This window comes from Roseovarius roseus (assembly GCF_043355935.2).
Classification (GTDB): domain Bacteria; phylum Pseudomonadota; class Alphaproteobacteria; order Rhodobacterales; family Rhodobacteraceae; genus Roseovarius; species Roseovarius roseus.
Genome location: NZ_JBHFPE020000001.1, coordinates 519210 through 534341, shown reverse-complemented (window position 1 = coordinate 534341; position 15132 = coordinate 519210). Strand labels below are relative to the sequence as shown.

Here is a 15132-nt window from a genome sequence, read left to right as displayed (position 1 = left end):
CCGCCACGATGGCGCGACGCATCTTATGCGTTTTTTTTGGGGGCTGTAACGGGGCGTGCGCTACGATTGCTTCAACGCCTCGAGCGCGCAGGTCAGCTGCCAGCGCACCCCGCCCGGCGCGTAGTCCAGCGACACGGTCGCATCCAGCGCAGAGCTGGTCATCTGGTCGATCACCGTCGAGCCAAAGCCTTTTGCCTTGGGCGGGGCAACGGGCGGGCCGTCATGCTCGGCCCAGCGGATTTCGAACGTCTCTCTCTCAGGCTGGACGTCCCAGCTGACGTTGACTCGGCCAGTCTCATTCGAAAGCGCGCCGTATTTTCCGGCATTGGTTGCCAGTTCATGCAGGGCCATGCCCACCGCCTGCGCGGCCTGGGCCGAAAGTTCGACCGGCGGGCCGGACAGATGGATGCGGGTATCGAGCAGATCGCGAAAATGATCGAGCTGCGATCCGGCCAGTTTCTGCAGGTTTATCCGGTCGCTCCCGCCATCCAGCAGCAGATCCTGCGCACGCGACAGGGCGCGCAGACGCGTCTCGAACCGGTCGAGGAAGCCTTCCGTGCCGCCACGCGCGGTTTGCCGGGCCACAGCCTGCACCAGCGTCAGGATATTCTTGGTGCGGTGGTTGATCTCGCCCATGAGCAGCGTGGCATGCGCGCGCGCCTCCTCGCGCGCCAATACATCAAAGCCCGAGGCCACCAGGCGCACAAGGCGGCCATCCTCGTCGAAGATGGGCATGATCAGGACATCGACGGTGATCAGCCGATCATCCTTGCCACGCACGACCACGTCGAACCGCTCGGCCTGGCCGGTCTGTGCCTTGGCCACGGCCTGCCGGCACTGTTCGGCGATCTCGGCCTTGTAGGCCCACCAAGGCGTTTCCCAGAACGCCTTGCCGATCACGTCCTCGCGGGTGAGGCCACCAAAGTCGAGCGCGGGCTGGTTCACCTCGGCGACCCGTCCATCCGGATCCAGCACCCCGACGAAGGCCAGCGTACTGTCGATGACGGTCCGCAGCTGGCTTTCGCTTTGGCGCAGGGAAATTTCGGTCTCTTTCGCTTTGGTTATGTCCTGAATGACCCCGATGACCCGAACGGGCCGCCCCTCGTCCCTGCGCACCACCTCGCCTTTCGCGGCCAGATAGCGGACCTCATCGGCATCGATCACGATGCGAAAATCGACTTCCAGCACCCCTTCCCGTCGCGCCGCCTTCTCGAAGGCCGCCTCGACGCGCCTGCGGTCCTCGGGGTGGATCGAGTTGCGCCACAGCTGACCCAGATCCCCCGAATATCCGGGCTGGCCGAACAGATTGGCCAGTTGCGCCGTACCGCTCACCTCTTGCGTGACAAGATTCACCTCCCATGCGCCCATCTGCGCCGCGTCATAGGCAAGGCCCAGCTTCTTCTGCTGTTCTTCCAGCGCGCGCTCACCCCGCACCCGCTCGCTCAGATCATAGAAATAGCAAAGGACGCCAGGCTGCCCATCGTCGAGGATCGTGCGCTCGATGCTCCAGTCATAGGCCTCCAGCACCTTGCGGTCGGCGCGGTCCTGTATCACCGGCTCGGCATAATAGGACATGCCGGTATCCAGCGTGTTTTGAAATTGCGTCACCGCATGGGAGGCGAAAGGATCGTCCCAAAGGATGTTCAGGACCTCCCCGATATCGCGTCCGATAAGATCGTCGATTTCGAAAAACGCCGCGAGGCCGGTCTTGTTGATGCGCACCATCCGCAGATCGGCGTCCACCGCATAGACGCCCACCGGTGCGGTATCGATCAGGCGCCAGAACGCATCGCTGGCCAGCTTGAGATGGGACGTCGGCCCGGTCGCCTGCCGCGTGATATCCGTCAGGGTGCCCGTGACGCGATCGACCTTGCCGATGGCCGGAATGCGGGCCGCATGCGCCCGGCCCGTGTCCCGAACCCACAGCGTGCGGCCGTCTGGCAGGACAAGGCGAAAAGAGAACTCGTAAGGTCCGGACCGGCGCATGATCGCCGCCATGCTGCCGGTTACCCACTCGCGATCTTCGGGATGAATATACCTATGGATCGTCTTGATATCGATCGGACTGTCGGACGGGTTCAGGAGCATCCCCCTCAGCGACGGGCTCCAGACGGACATGCCTGTCCGCACGTCAAAATCGTAGGATCCCAGAAGCTCGCATTCCGGCACCGCGCTTATCGGGTCATTTTCTCTCGCCTCGGTGACGTCGATGAAGATCCCCCTCACCACATCATGCCCCGAGCCGGGCGCGCGAACGAACGATGCGTGCAAAATCAGATGCAGGACCTTGCCGTCTGGCCGCACGAACCGGAATTCCTGCGTGCGTTCCCCGCCGGCTTCGAGAAAGGTGATGGTTTCGGCCTCCATCCCGATCCTGTCATCCGGATGGACGCGGCCAAAGAATTCATCCGTCGAGATCGGACTGGGAACGCCGAGGAGCGATTGCGCCCGATCGGACAGAACCGTGCAATCTGTCCGGGAACTCCATACGAAAGTGGACACTCCGGGGAGCGTATCGAGAGAGCCGGAAATGCTCATCTGGGCACTCTCACCCATTCCCGCGCCTCCGTTGGTGACGATGCGAAAAACTCAGTATGCTATGGAAATTAACTCCATGTCAATTTCAAGCGCACGCAAGGGCTGATCCGGGTTCGCAACCCAGGATCAGGGGGGCAACCTGTTGGCCTCCCGCGCTTTTCCAAAACGCTTTTGGTGCTTGCGTTCGGCCGGTTCACTGGTCGCCGCGTGGCCCCCGGCCCCCTCTTGGGACCGCTTGAGAGTTGCAAGGTGCAGGTCAGGGTCGCGCTTGGGTGTCGCCAGTTTCTCCCAAGTGTATCGGCTCAACCAGTGAGAGAACCGACCTCATCCCCGACAGGGTTTGGCGACTGCAAAGGGCCTCTCGGAATGGATACGGCCCTGCCCCGCGGCGCATCGACATTCGCGCCCAGTCCGTCAGGCGACCTCACTCGGCGCTTTCTCTTCCTCACGGAAGACGGCAAGCGCCTCATCGACTGACGCGGCATGGTGGACGAGCGGGCTTTTCAGCCCGTGGGTCGCGAGCATGCGCCGAATGTCCTGACCGGTCCCCGTCAGCCACAAGCTGACGCCGTTTTTCTGCGCCTTGTGGGCGAGCCCCTCGATCATGTTGGCGCCGGTAGAATCGAGGAACGGCACATTCGAGAAATCCACGATCAGCGCCTTGTGCTTGTCCTGGATGTGGTCGAGCACCGAGCCGATGGAGGCCGCAGCCCCGAAAAACAGCACACCGGTGATACGATAGATCACAACATCGGGATTGGCAGCGGTCTGCTCGTCATAGGTCCTCTCGCTGTCCGCCCGATCGCCGGTGATAAAGGCCCTGTGCGTCGCAACCTCTGTCGTGCGGCTCATCCGGTGGATAAAGAGCACGGAGCCGAGGGCGAAGCCCACCACGATGGCCTCGGTCAGGTCGCGGAAAATCGTCAGGAAGAAGGTCACCGCCAGCACTGTCGCCTCGCCCCGGCCCGACCGCAAAAGAATGGCGATGGCAGATTTCTCAATCATGTTCCACGCGACAACGGCCAGCACCCCTGCGAGGGACGCAAGCGGAATAAAACCGGCGAGCGGCGCCGCGATCACCATGAAAAGCAGGAGGAAGACCGCGTGCAGCATCCCGGCGACGGGGCCGTGGGCGCCCGCGCGCACATTGGTCGCGGTGCGCGCGATGGTGCCGGTGACGCAGAAACCTGTGAAAAGCGCCGACCCGACATTTGCCACCCCCTGTGCCACCAGCTCGCAGTTGGAGCGATGCCGCCGCCCAGTCATTCCATCGGCGACGACCGCCGAAAGCAGGGATTCAATGGACCCCAAGAGCGTGAAAGAGAGCGCGGCCGGCATCACTTCCACGATCCGGCTCATCGACAGCTCCGGCAGACGCGGCATCGGCAGGGATGAGGGTATGCCTCCGAATTCCGTACCGATTGTCGCCACGGGCAGTCCGATGACCCCCGTGGCCGCCGCCGCACATCCGACCGCGATCAGCATGCCAGGCCAATGCGGGCGGGTCCGGCGGAGCCAGAGAATGGCGGCGATCGTACCCAGAGAAAGGGCCACGGCGGCGAAGCTGATGGTGTCGCGCACCTTCCAGAGGGCCGGGAGCTTCTGCAGTAATTCTCCTGGCTCTTCGGTCAGGGTCAAGCCAAACAATTCGCGTATCTGGCTGGCAAAGATGATCACCGCGATGCCCGAGGTAAAGCCCACGGTCACCGGGTACGGAATGAATTTGATGTAGGTTCCGAGGCGGAGCAATCCCGCCACCGCCATGATCACCCCCGACAGGAAGGTGGCGAGGATCAGGCCGTCCATTCCGTGCTGCGCCACGGTTGCGGCCACCAGGACGATGAACGCCCCTGCCGGGCCGCCGATCTGAAAACGCGAGCCACCCAGCATCGACACGAGAAACCCGCCGACAATAGCGGTGTAAGGCCCCTGCGCAGGCGTCGCGCCCGCCGCGATGGCGATGGCCATGCTCAGCGGCAAGGCCACAATGGCGACCGTCAGCCCGGCGATGGCGTCGGATTTGAGCGCGCGCGGACCGTAGCCCTCGCGCAATACGGTGATGAGTTTGGGGATGAAGGTATCCGTGAAGCTGACATAGCTGCCAGATTGCGGGATCATGTTTTTCATATCTGGGCCGCACCTAATTGGGGGCGGCGGGATCGTCGGCTATGTGTCGGCGGTCGCCGTCGCGGTAGTCGCGTCTTGTTCTGATCTGTAGGTGTCCGCGGACTTCAGCCGCACGCCGCGACCGCGTCCATCGCTTTTCGCGCCCTCGCCGATCAGCTCGACTCCGGCGAGATCGAGCGCCTCGACCACCTTGGTGAGACTGTCGACGACGCCGCGCACATTCCCCGGCCCCGTTTCCATCCGCTGGATCGTCGGCACCGAGAGACCGGACAGTTCGGCCAGCGTCTTCTGGTCGATCCCAAGCAGGGCACGCGCCGCGCGCATTTGCGCCGAGGTGATCATAAGCAAAGCTCCAGCGTTCTTAGAGTAGGCAGGTAAGATGGCTATACTCATATCTCACGTATCACAAGTGATATTTTTTGGCGAGAGAGGCCCTGCTGTGCGCGCTCGACGCGCCCCAAACTCATCCATTGATGATTATCAACACGCCCTGCTCTTCCGCGTGATTACATTCTCATGGATCAATCCAAGTAAGTGAGACCGCGAAAGTTCGATCGGCAATCGCGGACGGATATCACAGCGGCTTTGAAAGCTTGGCTAAAGGTATCTGGGGCAGTTTGCGGCTTTAAAGAGGGATTGATCGCCGCGGGTGGTCTCAAGATAAGCCCCATGTGTACCTGAACGTGTACCGGACGGGACGCAATGTCACTTAAAACATTGATATAATGCCAACTTCTGGGGGAAACTGGCTCCGGCGGTAGGGATCGAACCTACGACCAATTGATTAACAGTCAACTGCTCTACCGCTGAGCTACGCCGGAACACGAGGTGCCGTATAGCAATGCGGTCTGACGGCGTCCAGTGGGTTATTCGAAAAAAATGCGGCTCTTTCGGATCAGGTAAATTCGCGTCTTTCCATGGTGGCCGGAAGTCCGCGTCGGCGGCGACTGAAGCATGATCGGAGGGCTGCGTGCAATCGGTGTAGGGGTGAGGCAGTGGCCTGAAGGGACGTCTCATCATCACCATTCTGCAATTTTTTGTTTGAGCGCTCATTTAAATTCCATATACTCGGCCCGACGAACCAAGGAGCCAGGCCGCCATGGAGACCCAAGACACCCGAATTCCGAACGAGTGGGACCGCAAGGGACTGCCCGCGTGGAGCTTTTTCAGCCCGGAAATGCTGGAAGCGGAGAAAGAACAGCTATTCAGGCGCCATTGGCAGGTGGTCTGTCATGTCAACGATGTTCCCAATCCCGGTGATTTCATCGCATCCGACCTGGTGGGTGAGCGCGCTTTGGTCGTGCGCGGGCGCGACATGGAGGTGCGCGCCTTTCACAACCTCTGCCGCCATCGCGGCAGCCGGGTCGTGGCCGAGCAATCGGGCAATTGCAAATCGGCCATCATCTGCCCCTTCCACGGCTGGGCCTATAATCTTGACGGCACGCTGCGCGGTGCGGCGCAGCCGCAATCCCTGCCCGATCTCGACCCGGTCGAAATGGGGCTGAAGCCGATCGAGATGGAGATCTGGCAGGGCTTTGTGTTTGTCCGGTTCAAGCCTGGACCGCAGCCCAGCGTGGCCAAGATCATGGCACGGTTCGATGACGAACTGGCGCAGTATGATCTGGAAAACCTCGTGCCCGCCGAGGATGGCTTTTGGGCCAGCGAGATCGAGGCCAACTGGAAATGCGTGCGCGATGTCGACAATGAGGGCTATCACGTGCCCATGGCCCATCCGGGTTTGCATGATCTTTATGGCAATAATTACCATGATGAGCCGTTCGAGAACGGCACGTCGCGCTCCCTTGGCCAGTTCCGGCAAGGCAAGCATCGCCTCTGGAGCGTTGAGAACTATCGCAAGATCCTGCAACCGCCCGAGCGCCTTGATGATGTGCACAAGGCTGCGTGGCTCTATGTGGGCATGTTCCCCAACCTCGTCTTTGGCCTCTACCCGGATTCGGTGATCTTCTATCACGAGTTCCCCATCGAGAACGGCAGGACCGTCCAGCGCGGCAGCACCTATCGCCACAAGGGCGAAGACCGCAGGATGCGCGCCGCGCGCTACCTGTCCATGCGCATTGACCGGATTACCGGCAAGGAGGATGAGCAGCTGATCGAATGGACGTGGGAGGCCGCGTTCTCCAGCGGGTTCGACGGAATCGTGCTGTCGGATCTGGAGTATGGCGTGCGCAGCTATCACGATGCCCTGCGCGAGCTCTTTCCCGTCCTGGACGGTGACGAGCCGCCCGAGGGCACGCTGAGCCGGACCAACGCCGAACTCTTGGGCACCGCCGCTCCATGAGCGCGCTTGCCTTTGCATGCAGGCCATGTATCGCTGAAGGCTGTCCAAGGGAGATGCCGACATCGTGCCCGGTCTGAGCCAGCAAAGCCGCCAGGGCCTGACCCTGATCAGCCCCACGCTGATCTATGCGCTGGTCATGCTGGCGGCACCGCTGGCGATGGTGGTGATGTTCAGCTTCTGGACGCAGGACTACCTCGATCTCGACAAGACGCTGACGTTTGCCAATTACCGCGAGGCGTGGACGCAACCCATTTTCCAGGTGTTGATGTGGCGCAGCCTGCGCATTTCGTTGATCGTGACGGCGGCAACGGTCATCCTGGCGTTTCCGATCGCCTACTACCTGTCGTTCCACGTCAAATCGCGCAAGGCGCTATGGCTTTTCCTGATCACGGTGCCCTTCTGGACCAGCTACCTGCTGCGCGTGTTCCTGTGGAAGGTGATCCTGGGCTATAACGGCGTCTTCAATTCGGCGCTGATGAACCTTGGCATCATCGACGAGCCGCTGACCTTCATCCTCTACAATGCCAACGCGGTGGTGCTGACCCTAGCCCATGCCTGGGCGCCCTTCGCCATCCTGCCCATCTTTGTCGCGCTGGAGAAGATCGACCGCTCGCTCTTGGAGGCGGCCGAGGATCTGGGCGACGGGCCGCTACGGCGGTTCTTTCGGATCACCCTGCCACTTGCGATGCCGGGCGTCGTTGCTTCGACCCTGATCGTGCTGATCCCCACCGTCGGCGACTATATCACCCCCAAGCTGGTTGGTGGAACGGATGGGCTGATGGTGGCCAACATGATCCAGATCCAGTTCGGCAAGGCCAATAACGCGCCCCTCGGCGCGGCGCTGGCGGTGTCGTCGATGGTCGTCGTGGGCGCGATCAGCGTCGGCATCTATTTTGCGGGCCGCAAGTTCGGCGGCAAGGTCAGATGATGGGCGGGTTTGGCAGATATCTCTCGGGCCGGTGGCTGGCGGTCTATGCCGTGGTCTACATGGTTTTCCTCTATGCGCCGGTCCTGCTGCTGCCGCTCTTTGCGTTCAACGATGCCACCGTCGTCGCCTTTCCGCTCAGCGGCTTCACGACCAAGTGGTTCGACCTGCTCTGGGGCACCGACGCCCTGCATGGCGCTGTACGCAACTCCGCCATCGTCGCGATCAGCACCGCCGTGATCAGCACGCTATTGGGGGCCTGCGCCGCGCGCTCGGCGGCGAATTTCACCTTTCCGGGGCAGAAAAGCATCATGGGTTTCATCATGCTGCCGCTGGTCCTGCCCGAGATCATCGTAGCGGTCGCGCTTTTGGTGATGCTGATGCAGCTAGGCATGCCCTTGTCTCTCTGGACGGTGGTCGCGGGGCATGTGCTGATCTGCACGCCCTTTTCCATCGCCATCCTCAGCTCGGCCTTTGCCGGGATGGAAACCAGCCTCGAGGAGGCGTCCTTCGATCTGGGCGAGACGCGCTGGGGCACGTTCCGGCGTGTGACGCTGCCGCTGATCATGCCGGGCGTCATCTCCAGCCTGCTCATCACCTTCACCATCTCGCTGGACGAGTTCATCATCGCCTTCTTCCTCACCGGCACCGATGTCACCCTGCCCGTCTATATCTGGAGCCAACTGCGCTTTCCCGCGCGCCTGCCCTCGGTCATGGCACTGGGGACGATCCTGCTGGCGGTCTCTGTCGCGCTGCTGATCGTGGCCGAAATTTTCCGCCGCCGCGCGGCCCGCCGGCAGGGAATGGATGCCGGATCAACACAAGGAATGGTCTGAAAATGACGCCAGCCGATGTCGCCCCCATGATCGAAATCCGCGACGTGTCGAAAAATTTCGGCGCGGTCACCGCCCTCAAAAGCGTGAATGCAACGATCCGCGAGGGCGAATTCTTTTCGCTGCTGGGGCCATCGGGCTGTGGCAAGACGACCCTTTTGCGCCTGATCGCTGGATTCGAGCAGGTGACGGGTGGGACCATCATGATCGGCGGCAAGTCGATGAAGGGCATTCCGGCCAACCAGCGCCCGACGAACATGGTCTTTCAAAGCTACGCGATCTTTCCGCATCTGAATGTGGCGGAGAACGTGGGCTACGGGCTGACCCGCAAGAAGCTGGGCCGGGGCGAGATGGAGCGCGAGGTGGAGGCGGCGCTGGAAATGGTCGATCTGGCCGGCTACGGCCAGCGCAAGGCGCATGAGCTGTCGGGCGGCCAGCGGCAGCGCGTGGCGCTGGCCCGCGCGCTGGTCATGCGGCCCAAAGTGATCCTGCTGGACGAGCCGCTGTCGGCGCTGGACAAGAAGCTCCGCGACCAGATGCAGCACGAGCTGCGGCGCCTGCAAAAATCGCTCGGAATCACCTTCATCCTTGTCACCCATGACCAGGAAGAGGCGCTGATCATGTCCGATCGGATCGCGGTCATCTTCGACGGCATTATCGCGCAACTCGCTACGCCCGAGGAGCTGTATCGCCGGCCCGCAACGCGCAAGGTGGCGTCCTTCATCGGCGTGATGAACTTTCTCGACGCGACGGCGACGGGCGGTAACGGCGCCCCCTTCCACCTTGATATTCCCGCACTCGGCAAGGTCGAGATTGACGCCAGCCATGCCCCCGAAGGTCTGACCTCGGCGCAGATCACCGCCGTCGGCGTGCGCCCCGAGATGTTCACCATCACCGGCGAGGATACCGGCCAGTTCGAGCGTGAGGTGGAGGGCACCGTGACCGGCACCGACTATTATGGCGACATGACTTACTACAGCGTCGCCCTGCCCGGCGCCGAGACGCCCGTGACCATCTCGATGCGCAACACGGCGGGCCGCGCCGTTGCCCGCGAGGGCAGCACCGTAACGGTAGGCTGGGGCGCCGATTCCATCATCCTTCTGGAGTAAACCGCCATGTCCGAGCCGCTTTACGACAAGGGTCATATCTCGTTTCTGGAAATGCTCTGGGGCGAGGGATACCTGTCGCCGGGTGGTCCCGAGGAAGTGGCGCGTGTGCTGGAGGGGCTGGATCTGAGCGGAAAGCGCGTCCTTGATATCGGCTGCGGATCGGGGGCAATTACCCTGTCGCTGGCGCGCGATCATGGCGCGACGCACGTGACCGGGATCGACGTCGAGGACGATGTCGCTGCCGCCGCCCGCGCGCGGATTGCGGCGGCAGGCGCAGGTGGCGCCGTGACGATCGACAAGGTTGTGCCGGGGCCGTTCCCCTATGAGGACGGCGCGTTCGACGTGGTTTTCTCCAAGGATTCGATCATCCACATCCCCGACAAGGATGCCCTTGCACGCGAGGCTTTCCGCGTCCTTGCGCCCGGCGGCTGGTTCGCCGCCTCGGACTGGATGATCTCCGGGGACACGCCGACGCAGCAGATGGCTGATTATCTGGTTCTAGAGGATCTGGATTTCGCAATGGCCTCGCCCGCGCGCTACCGCGCGGCGCTGGAAGGGGCTGGATTTGAAGATGTGAGGCTGATCAATCGCAACGCTTGGTATCTGGACGTCGCCCGCGATGAGCTGTCCCTACTTGAGGCGCGCCGCGATGCGCTGGCCGACGCGCATGGGGCCGCATTTATCGACCACTCCATCGTCACGTGGCGCGCCATGATCGGCGTGCTGGAGACGGGCGAACATTGCCCGCATCACATCCGCGCCCGCAAACCCGCGTGAGATGCAAAAGGCGGGCCGCGAAGGGCCCGCCCGGTTCGCAATGCGATCTTGCGGTTGGCTCAGAAGCCCGCCTTGATCAGCTCGAATTCAGCGATCATCTTCTCGCGCAGCGCCGCGGGCACAGGGGCCTGCCAAAGCGTGTTATCGCGCATTTCTTCGCTGCTTTCCAGCCCGACCGATTTCAGCGTTTCCGCCGGAATCTCGCTCATCGCCTTGGCGTTGGCATGACCATAGCCCCATGCGGTCACGATATAGTCTGCCGACTGCGGCTCCAGCCACGCGTTAATGAAATCATAGAACTTGTCATCCGAGCCGGGCCCATCTGCCAGTTTGGTATATCCGCAGACCCAGGAGGACGCGCCCTCATCGGTGTCGCGCTTCAGTGCGATGGGATGGCCCTCGGCGCTCATCGTGGCATAGGTCTCGTTCCAGGCCCAGGCAAGATAGACCTCGCCGCTCTGCATCAGCTGCGCCAGCGACGAGCCGTCGGACCAGTAGGCGCGCACATTCGGGTGCACCTTGCGCAGGAAATCCGACGCGGCCTGAAACTCCTCTTCGGTTGCCTGGGTCCAGTCGGTCACGCCCGTTGCCAGAAAGGCCAGCGCATAGGCATCATCGACATTGTCGCCAATCGAAATCCGGCCTGCATGGGCGGGGTCGGCAAAGGCCTGAAGGGACGAGACGTCCTCTTCGCTCAGAAGTTCGGTATTGTAGACGACAGCAGTATTGCCCCAGTCGATGGGGATAAAGTAATTCTCGCCGTCCTTCTTGTAGGCCTCGATATCGCGAAAGCTGGCCTCAAGCTCGTCCCAGCGCTCAATGCGCGAGGTGTCGATCGGCTCGAGCAGGCCCGCCTCCATCCATTTCGGCACCGATTGCGAGCAGGGATGCGCCGTATCCGCCTGAAAGCCCGAGCGCAGCTTTTGAAACGCCTCTTCTTCGTCGCCGAAATAGGCGAATGTGGGGCTGTCCCCATGGGCGTCGATATAGGCCTGGAAAAAGTTGGGGTCCTCGTAGCCGGCCCAGTCAAAGACCGTCAATTCGCCATCTGCGGCTAATGCTGCGCCCCCGGCTGCCACCAGAGCGGCGGATGAGACGGCAAGTGCAAAATTTCGATAGGCAGACATGTAGGTTCTCCTTGTTGAATGGCTCTTTTGGGGGGCGTGTTTCGCCCTTGGCCTTGCCATCAAGGCTAACAGGAACGCGGCGTCACACAAGTTTTCATCTGAACGCTCAATCAGAAACGAATTGGCCCCATTTTTTTATTTCAGTGTATTGCGCCGGCGATCTTCACGCTCTTACGCAGCAAGGCGTCTCTCGACCTCCTCCAGCGCGCGCTCCAGGATATCGAACATCTCGTCGATTTCGGCACGGGTGATGATCAGCGGCGGCGAGAAGACGGCCATGTTGATCAGGGGCCGCACAAGTAGTCCCATTTCCTCGCAGACCTCGTCCAGCATCGCGCCCAGCCGACGCTCGCCCGCGAGCGTGCGCGCGCCGCCCTCGATGCAGCCCAAAAGGCCCATACCGCGCACGTCGCCCACGATGTCGAACCGGCGCAGCGCCTGCAAACGCTGCTGAAAATGCGGGGCGATCTGGCGCACATGGTCCAGGATGCCCTCATTCTCGAGGATCTCGATATTTTTCAGCGCAGCGGCGCAGCAAACGGGATGCGCCGAATAGGTATAGCCATTGGCGAAAAGGACCGCGTCATCAGGGTCGGTCATCCGCTCCATCACCGCATCCGAAATGATGCAGGCGCCTAGAGGCAGATAGCCCGAAGTCAGCCCCTTGGCGCAGGTGATGATGTCGGGCGTGATGCCGAATACGTCCTGCGATGCGAACCAATGGCCAAGCCGGCCAAAAGCGGTGACCACCTCGTCCGAGATATAGAGGATGTCGTGCGCCTTGCAGATGTCATGTGTGCGCTTGTGATAGCCTTCGGGCGGGATGATGACGCCGCCCGAGCAAAGGATCGGCTCGGCGATGAAGGCGCCGACATTCTCGGCGCCGACCTCGGCGATCATATTCTCCAGGTCGGCCACCTTCTCGTCGCACCAGTCGGCAACGCTCATCCCCTCGGGACGGCGATAGGGATTGACGTCAGGCAGGAAACGCACAAGGCGCTCTTCGACGTCAAAGCGGGATTTGTCCCGCTCCTTGCCCGTGACGGAGGAGGCAAGATAAGTCGAGCCGTGATAGCCCTTTTCGCGGGCGATCACGATCTTCTTGTCCGGGCGCCCGAGGCGATTGTTCATGAAGTGCACCGTGCGGATGGCGGTATCCACGGCGGTCGAGCCACCGGTCGTGAAGAAGACGTTGTTGAGATCGCCCGGCGCGAGATCGGCCAGCTTCTTGGCCAAGAGCGCCGAAGGCTCGGTCACCGTGGTCCAGGGTGAAGTATAGGGCAGCTTCATCACCTGGGCCGAGATGGCATCCGCCATCTCCTGCCGGCCATAGCCGATCTGGACGCACCACATGCCCCCCGGCCCGTCGATGAAGCGCTTGCCCGTGGAATCCCACAGGTAGATGCCCTTGGCGGCGTCGACCATCATATGATCGTAGCCGCGCCAGTCATCCATCGCGGCCCACGGGTGCAACTGATGGGTACGGTCCCAGTCATGCAGCTCCTCGGTGGCGGGCTCATTCGAAGTGGTCAGATCGGGTGCGATTGTCGCGCTGGTCATGCCGGGTCTCCTGCTGATGTTACCCTGAGCATAGCACATCGCTGGGCTGGTAAAAGTTTTTTTGAGCGCTCAAACAAATAATTTGCTATGGTGTATGCCAAGCCAGCCCGCTACTAAAACAGGCCACAACCCAGCGACGTGCCCCGATGAGCAAACCTCAGACCGCCAAGCCGCGCAAAGAGCGCAAGGAAAACGCCGACAAGCGGCGCCAGCAACTTCTGGATGCGACATGGCGCTCGATCGCGCAGAACGGGCTGGCCCGCACAACGCTCGCAACAGTGGCGGCGCAGGCCGAGCTGTCGCAGGGCGTCGCGGTGTTCTACTTCAAATCCAAGGCCGGCCTGCTGACCGAGGCGCTGCGCGATCAATATCAGCGCTATCAGGCGACGTGGGAGCAGGCGCTGGAAGATGCGGGGAATGACCCCAAGGATCGCCTGATCGCGCTGATCCGCGCTGATTTCGATCCCTCCATCTGCAACCCCGAGGCGCTGTCGATCTGGTTCGCCTTCTGGGGCGAGCAGAAGTTCACGCCTGATTACGCCGCCATCTCGGCCCAGTTCGATGCCGCGCGCAATGACGCCGTGCGCAAGGCTTGCGCGGCCCTGATGCAAGGTGCGCCGAAGGAGGATATCAGCCGGATCGCGGAATGGATCGACACGCTTTCGGACGGCTATTGGCAGCGCATGCATGTCCTGCCCGAGAGCTATGACCCCAAGGCAGGCCTGCGCGAAACGCTTTTACTTGTCGAGCGCCTCGTGCCCGAAATGGCGGATGCCGCACGCCGCGCCGTCGCGGATTAAACCGCCGCGAGCTTTGCCAGTTTGGCCAGCCGCGCCTTGCGCAGACGGGCAAAATCATCGCCTGCATGATAGGACGAGCGCGTCAGCGGCGTGGCCGAGACCATCAGGAATCCCTTGCCGAAAGCCGCCTTTTCGTAGGCCTTGAACTCATCCGGCGTGACGAACCGGTCCAGTACATGGTGCTTGGGCGTCGGTTGCAGATACTGCCCGATGGTCAGGAAATCGATATCGGCGGCGCGCATGTCATCCATCACCTGATGGACGGCCGCGCGGTCTTCGCCCAGCCCCACCATGATGCCGGACTTCGTGAAAATCTCGGGGTCCATTTCCTTGACCCGCTGCAAGAGGCGCAAGCTGTGGAAGTAGCGCGCGCCGGGACGCACCGAAGGATAGAGACCGGGCACCGTCTCAAGATTGTGATTGAACACATCCGGCTTGGCATCGACGACCGTTTGCAGGACCGCAGGGTCGCAATGGAGGAAGTCGGGCGTCAGGATCTCGATCGTGGTGCCGGGGCTGCGGTGGCGGATGGCGCGGATGGTCTGGGCAAAATGCTCGGCCCCGCCATCCTCGACATCGTCGCGGTCGACCGAGGTGATGACGACGTGATTCAGGCCCAGCTTCTGCACCGCATCGGCGACGCGGCCCGGCTCGAACACGTCCAGGTCCTCGGGCGGCTTGCCGGTGGCGATATTGCAGAACGTGCAGGCGCGGGTGCAGACCTCGCCCATAATCATCATGGTAGCGTGCCCTTGGGACCAGCATTCGCCCACATTGGGACAGCCTGCCTCTTCGCAGACAGTGGTCAGGTTATGGTCGCGCATGATGCGGGCGGTATCGGCATAACCCTTCCCGCCCGGCGCCTTGACGCGGATCCAGTCAGGCTTCTTCGGCTGGGCATTGTCGGGACGGCGCTGCTTTTCGGGATGGCGCTGCGCCGGAATTTTCAGATCACGCACGAATTGGTCCCCGCGAATGGTGTGGTCAGTTGGCGTGAGTATAGGCATGCACGGCGGCAGTTGCCAGCACAGCCGAAG

Annotated in this window: 12 protein-coding genes and 1 tRNA gene; 6 read left to right on the top strand and 7 right to left on the bottom strand. The window is 62.1% G+C overall.

Annotated features, from left to right (window positions below):
- Positions 1 to 60 precede the first annotated feature (60 nt).
- The 4 genes from ACEWPL_RS02730 to ACEWPL_RS02715 form a co-directional block, all read right to left on the bottom strand.
- Positions 61 to 2556, bottom strand: coding sequence for a PAS domain-containing protein (locus ACEWPL_RS02730; protein ID WP_393934698.1), 2496 nt, complete (start codon positions 2554 to 2556; stop codon positions 61 to 63).
- A gap of 396 nt (positions 2557 to 2952) precedes the next feature.
- On the bottom strand, positions 2953 to 4665 hold the full coding sequence (locus ACEWPL_RS02725) for a SulP family inorganic anion transporter (RefSeq protein ID WP_393934700.1): 1713 nt from the start codon (positions 4663 to 4665) through the stop codon (positions 2953 to 2955).
- A gap of 39 nt (positions 4666 to 4704) precedes the next feature.
- Positions 4705 to 5007 carry a helix-turn-helix domain-containing protein gene (locus ACEWPL_RS02720; protein ID WP_393934702.1) on the bottom strand — a complete coding sequence of 101 codons (303 nt, stop codon included), beginning with the start codon at positions 5005 to 5007 and terminating at the stop codon, positions 4705 to 4707.
- 404 nt (positions 5008 to 5411) lie between these two features.
- Positions 5412 to 5486: transfer RNA gene (locus ACEWPL_RS02715), tRNA-Asn, on the bottom strand.
- A 278-nt stretch (positions 5487 to 5764) separates the two neighbouring features.
- On the opposite strand from ACEWPL_RS02715, the gene ACEWPL_RS02710 reads away from it, so the two are divergent.
- The 5 genes from ACEWPL_RS02710 (at position 5765) to ACEWPL_RS02690 (ending at position 10608) form a co-directional block, all read left to right on the top strand.
- Positions 5765 to 6964, top strand: coding sequence for an aromatic ring-hydroxylating oxygenase subunit alpha (locus ACEWPL_RS02710; RefSeq protein WP_393934704.1), 1200 nt, complete (start codon positions 5765 to 5767; stop codon positions 6962 to 6964).
- 64 nt (positions 6965 to 7028) lie between these two features.
- The gene (locus tag ACEWPL_RS02705) at positions 7029 to 7892 is read left to right on the top strand and encodes an ABC transporter permease (protein WP_393934706.1); all 864 of its coding nucleotides are present in this window, start codon (positions 7029 to 7031) and stop codon (positions 7890 to 7892) included.
- On the top strand, positions 7889 to 8725 hold the full coding sequence (locus tag ACEWPL_RS02700; protein WP_393934707.1) for an ABC transporter permease: 837 nt from the start codon (positions 7889 to 7891) through the stop codon (positions 8723 to 8725). Before ACEWPL_RS02705 ends, ACEWPL_RS02700 begins: the two co-directional genes overlap by 4 nt.
- A 2-nt stretch (positions 8726 to 8727) precedes the next feature.
- On the top strand, positions 8728 to 9831 hold the full coding sequence (locus ACEWPL_RS02695; RefSeq protein WP_393934708.1) for an ABC transporter ATP-binding protein: 1104 nt from the start codon (positions 8728 to 8730) through the stop codon (positions 9829 to 9831).
- Positions 9832 to 9837: 6 nt separating this feature from the next.
- A complete protein-coding gene (locus tag ACEWPL_RS02690; RefSeq protein ID WP_393934710.1) occupies positions 9838 to 10608 on the top strand; it encodes a methyltransferase domain-containing protein in 771 nt (256 codons plus the stop codon).
- 59 nt (positions 10609 to 10667) lie between these two features.
- On the opposite strand, the gene ACEWPL_RS02685 is transcribed toward ACEWPL_RS02690, so the two are convergent.
- Together ACEWPL_RS02685 and ACEWPL_RS02680 are read right to left on the bottom strand one after the other, a co-directional pair.
- On the bottom strand, positions 10668 to 11735 hold the full coding sequence (locus ACEWPL_RS02685; RefSeq protein WP_393934712.1) for an extracellular solute-binding protein: 1068 nt from the start codon (positions 11733 to 11735) through the stop codon (positions 10668 to 10670).
- A 171-nt stretch (positions 11736 to 11906) separates the two neighbouring features.
- On the bottom strand, positions 11907 to 13295 hold the full coding sequence (locus tag ACEWPL_RS02680; protein ID WP_393934713.1) for an aminotransferase: 1389 nt from the start codon (positions 13293 to 13295) through the stop codon (positions 11907 to 11909).
- A 146-nt stretch (positions 13296 to 13441) separates the two neighbouring features.
- On the opposite strand from ACEWPL_RS02680, the gene ACEWPL_RS02675 reads away from it, so the two are divergent.
- Entirely contained in the window at positions 13442 to 14095 is a 654-nt protein-coding gene (locus ACEWPL_RS02675; protein WP_393934715.1) for a TetR family transcriptional regulator C-terminal domain-containing protein, read from the top strand.
- On the opposite strand, the gene lipA is transcribed toward ACEWPL_RS02675, so the two are convergent.
- Positions 14092 to 15054 (bottom strand): lipoyl synthase, encoded by a 963-nt coding sequence (lipA, locus tag ACEWPL_RS02670; protein WP_393934717.1) that lies wholly within the window; start codon positions 15052 to 15054, stop codon positions 14092 to 14094. The genes ACEWPL_RS02675 and lipA overlap by 4 nt on opposite strands.
- Positions 15055 to 15132: the final 78 nt, after the last annotated feature.

What these genes read in the sequence shown, in the direction of transcription:
- ACEWPL_RS02730 (WP_393934698.1), bottom strand. Translation starts at nt 2,556, where the DNA reads ATGGGTGAGAGTGCCCAGATGAGCATTTCCGGCTCTCTCGATACGCTC.
- ACEWPL_RS02725 (WP_393934700.1), bottom strand. Translation starts at nt 4,665, where the DNA reads ATGAAAAACATGATCCCGCAATCTGGCAGCTATGTCAGCTTCACGGAT.
- ACEWPL_RS02720 (WP_393934702.1), bottom strand. Translation starts at nt 5,007, where the DNA reads ATGATCACCTCGGCGCAAATGCGCGCGGCGCGTGCCCTGCTTGGGATC.
- ACEWPL_RS02710 (WP_393934704.1), top strand. Translation starts at nt 5,765, where the DNA reads ATGGAGACCCAAGACACCCGAATTCCGAACGAGTGGGACCGCAAGGGA.
- ACEWPL_RS02700 (WP_393934707.1), top strand. Translation starts at nt 7,889, where the DNA reads ATGATGGGCGGGTTTGGCAGATATCTCTCGGGCCGGTGGCTGGCGGTC.
- ACEWPL_RS02695 (WP_393934708.1), top strand. Translation starts at nt 8,728, where the DNA reads ATGACGCCAGCCGATGTCGCCCCCATGATCGAAATCCGCGACGTGTCG.
- ACEWPL_RS02690 (WP_393934710.1), top strand. Translation starts at nt 9,838, where the DNA reads ATGTCCGAGCCGCTTTACGACAAGGGTCATATCTCGTTTCTGGAAATG.
- ACEWPL_RS02685 (WP_393934712.1), bottom strand. Translation starts at nt 11,735, where the DNA reads ATGTCTGCCTATCGAAATTTTGCACTTGCCGTCTCATCCGCCGCTCTG.
- ACEWPL_RS02680 (WP_393934713.1), bottom strand. Translation starts at nt 13,295, where the DNA reads ATGACCAGCGCGACAATCGCACCCGATCTGACCACTTCGAATGAGCCC.
- ACEWPL_RS02675 (WP_393934715.1), top strand. Translation starts at nt 13,442, where the DNA reads ATGAGCAAACCTCAGACCGCCAAGCCGCGCAAAGAGCGCAAGGAAAAC.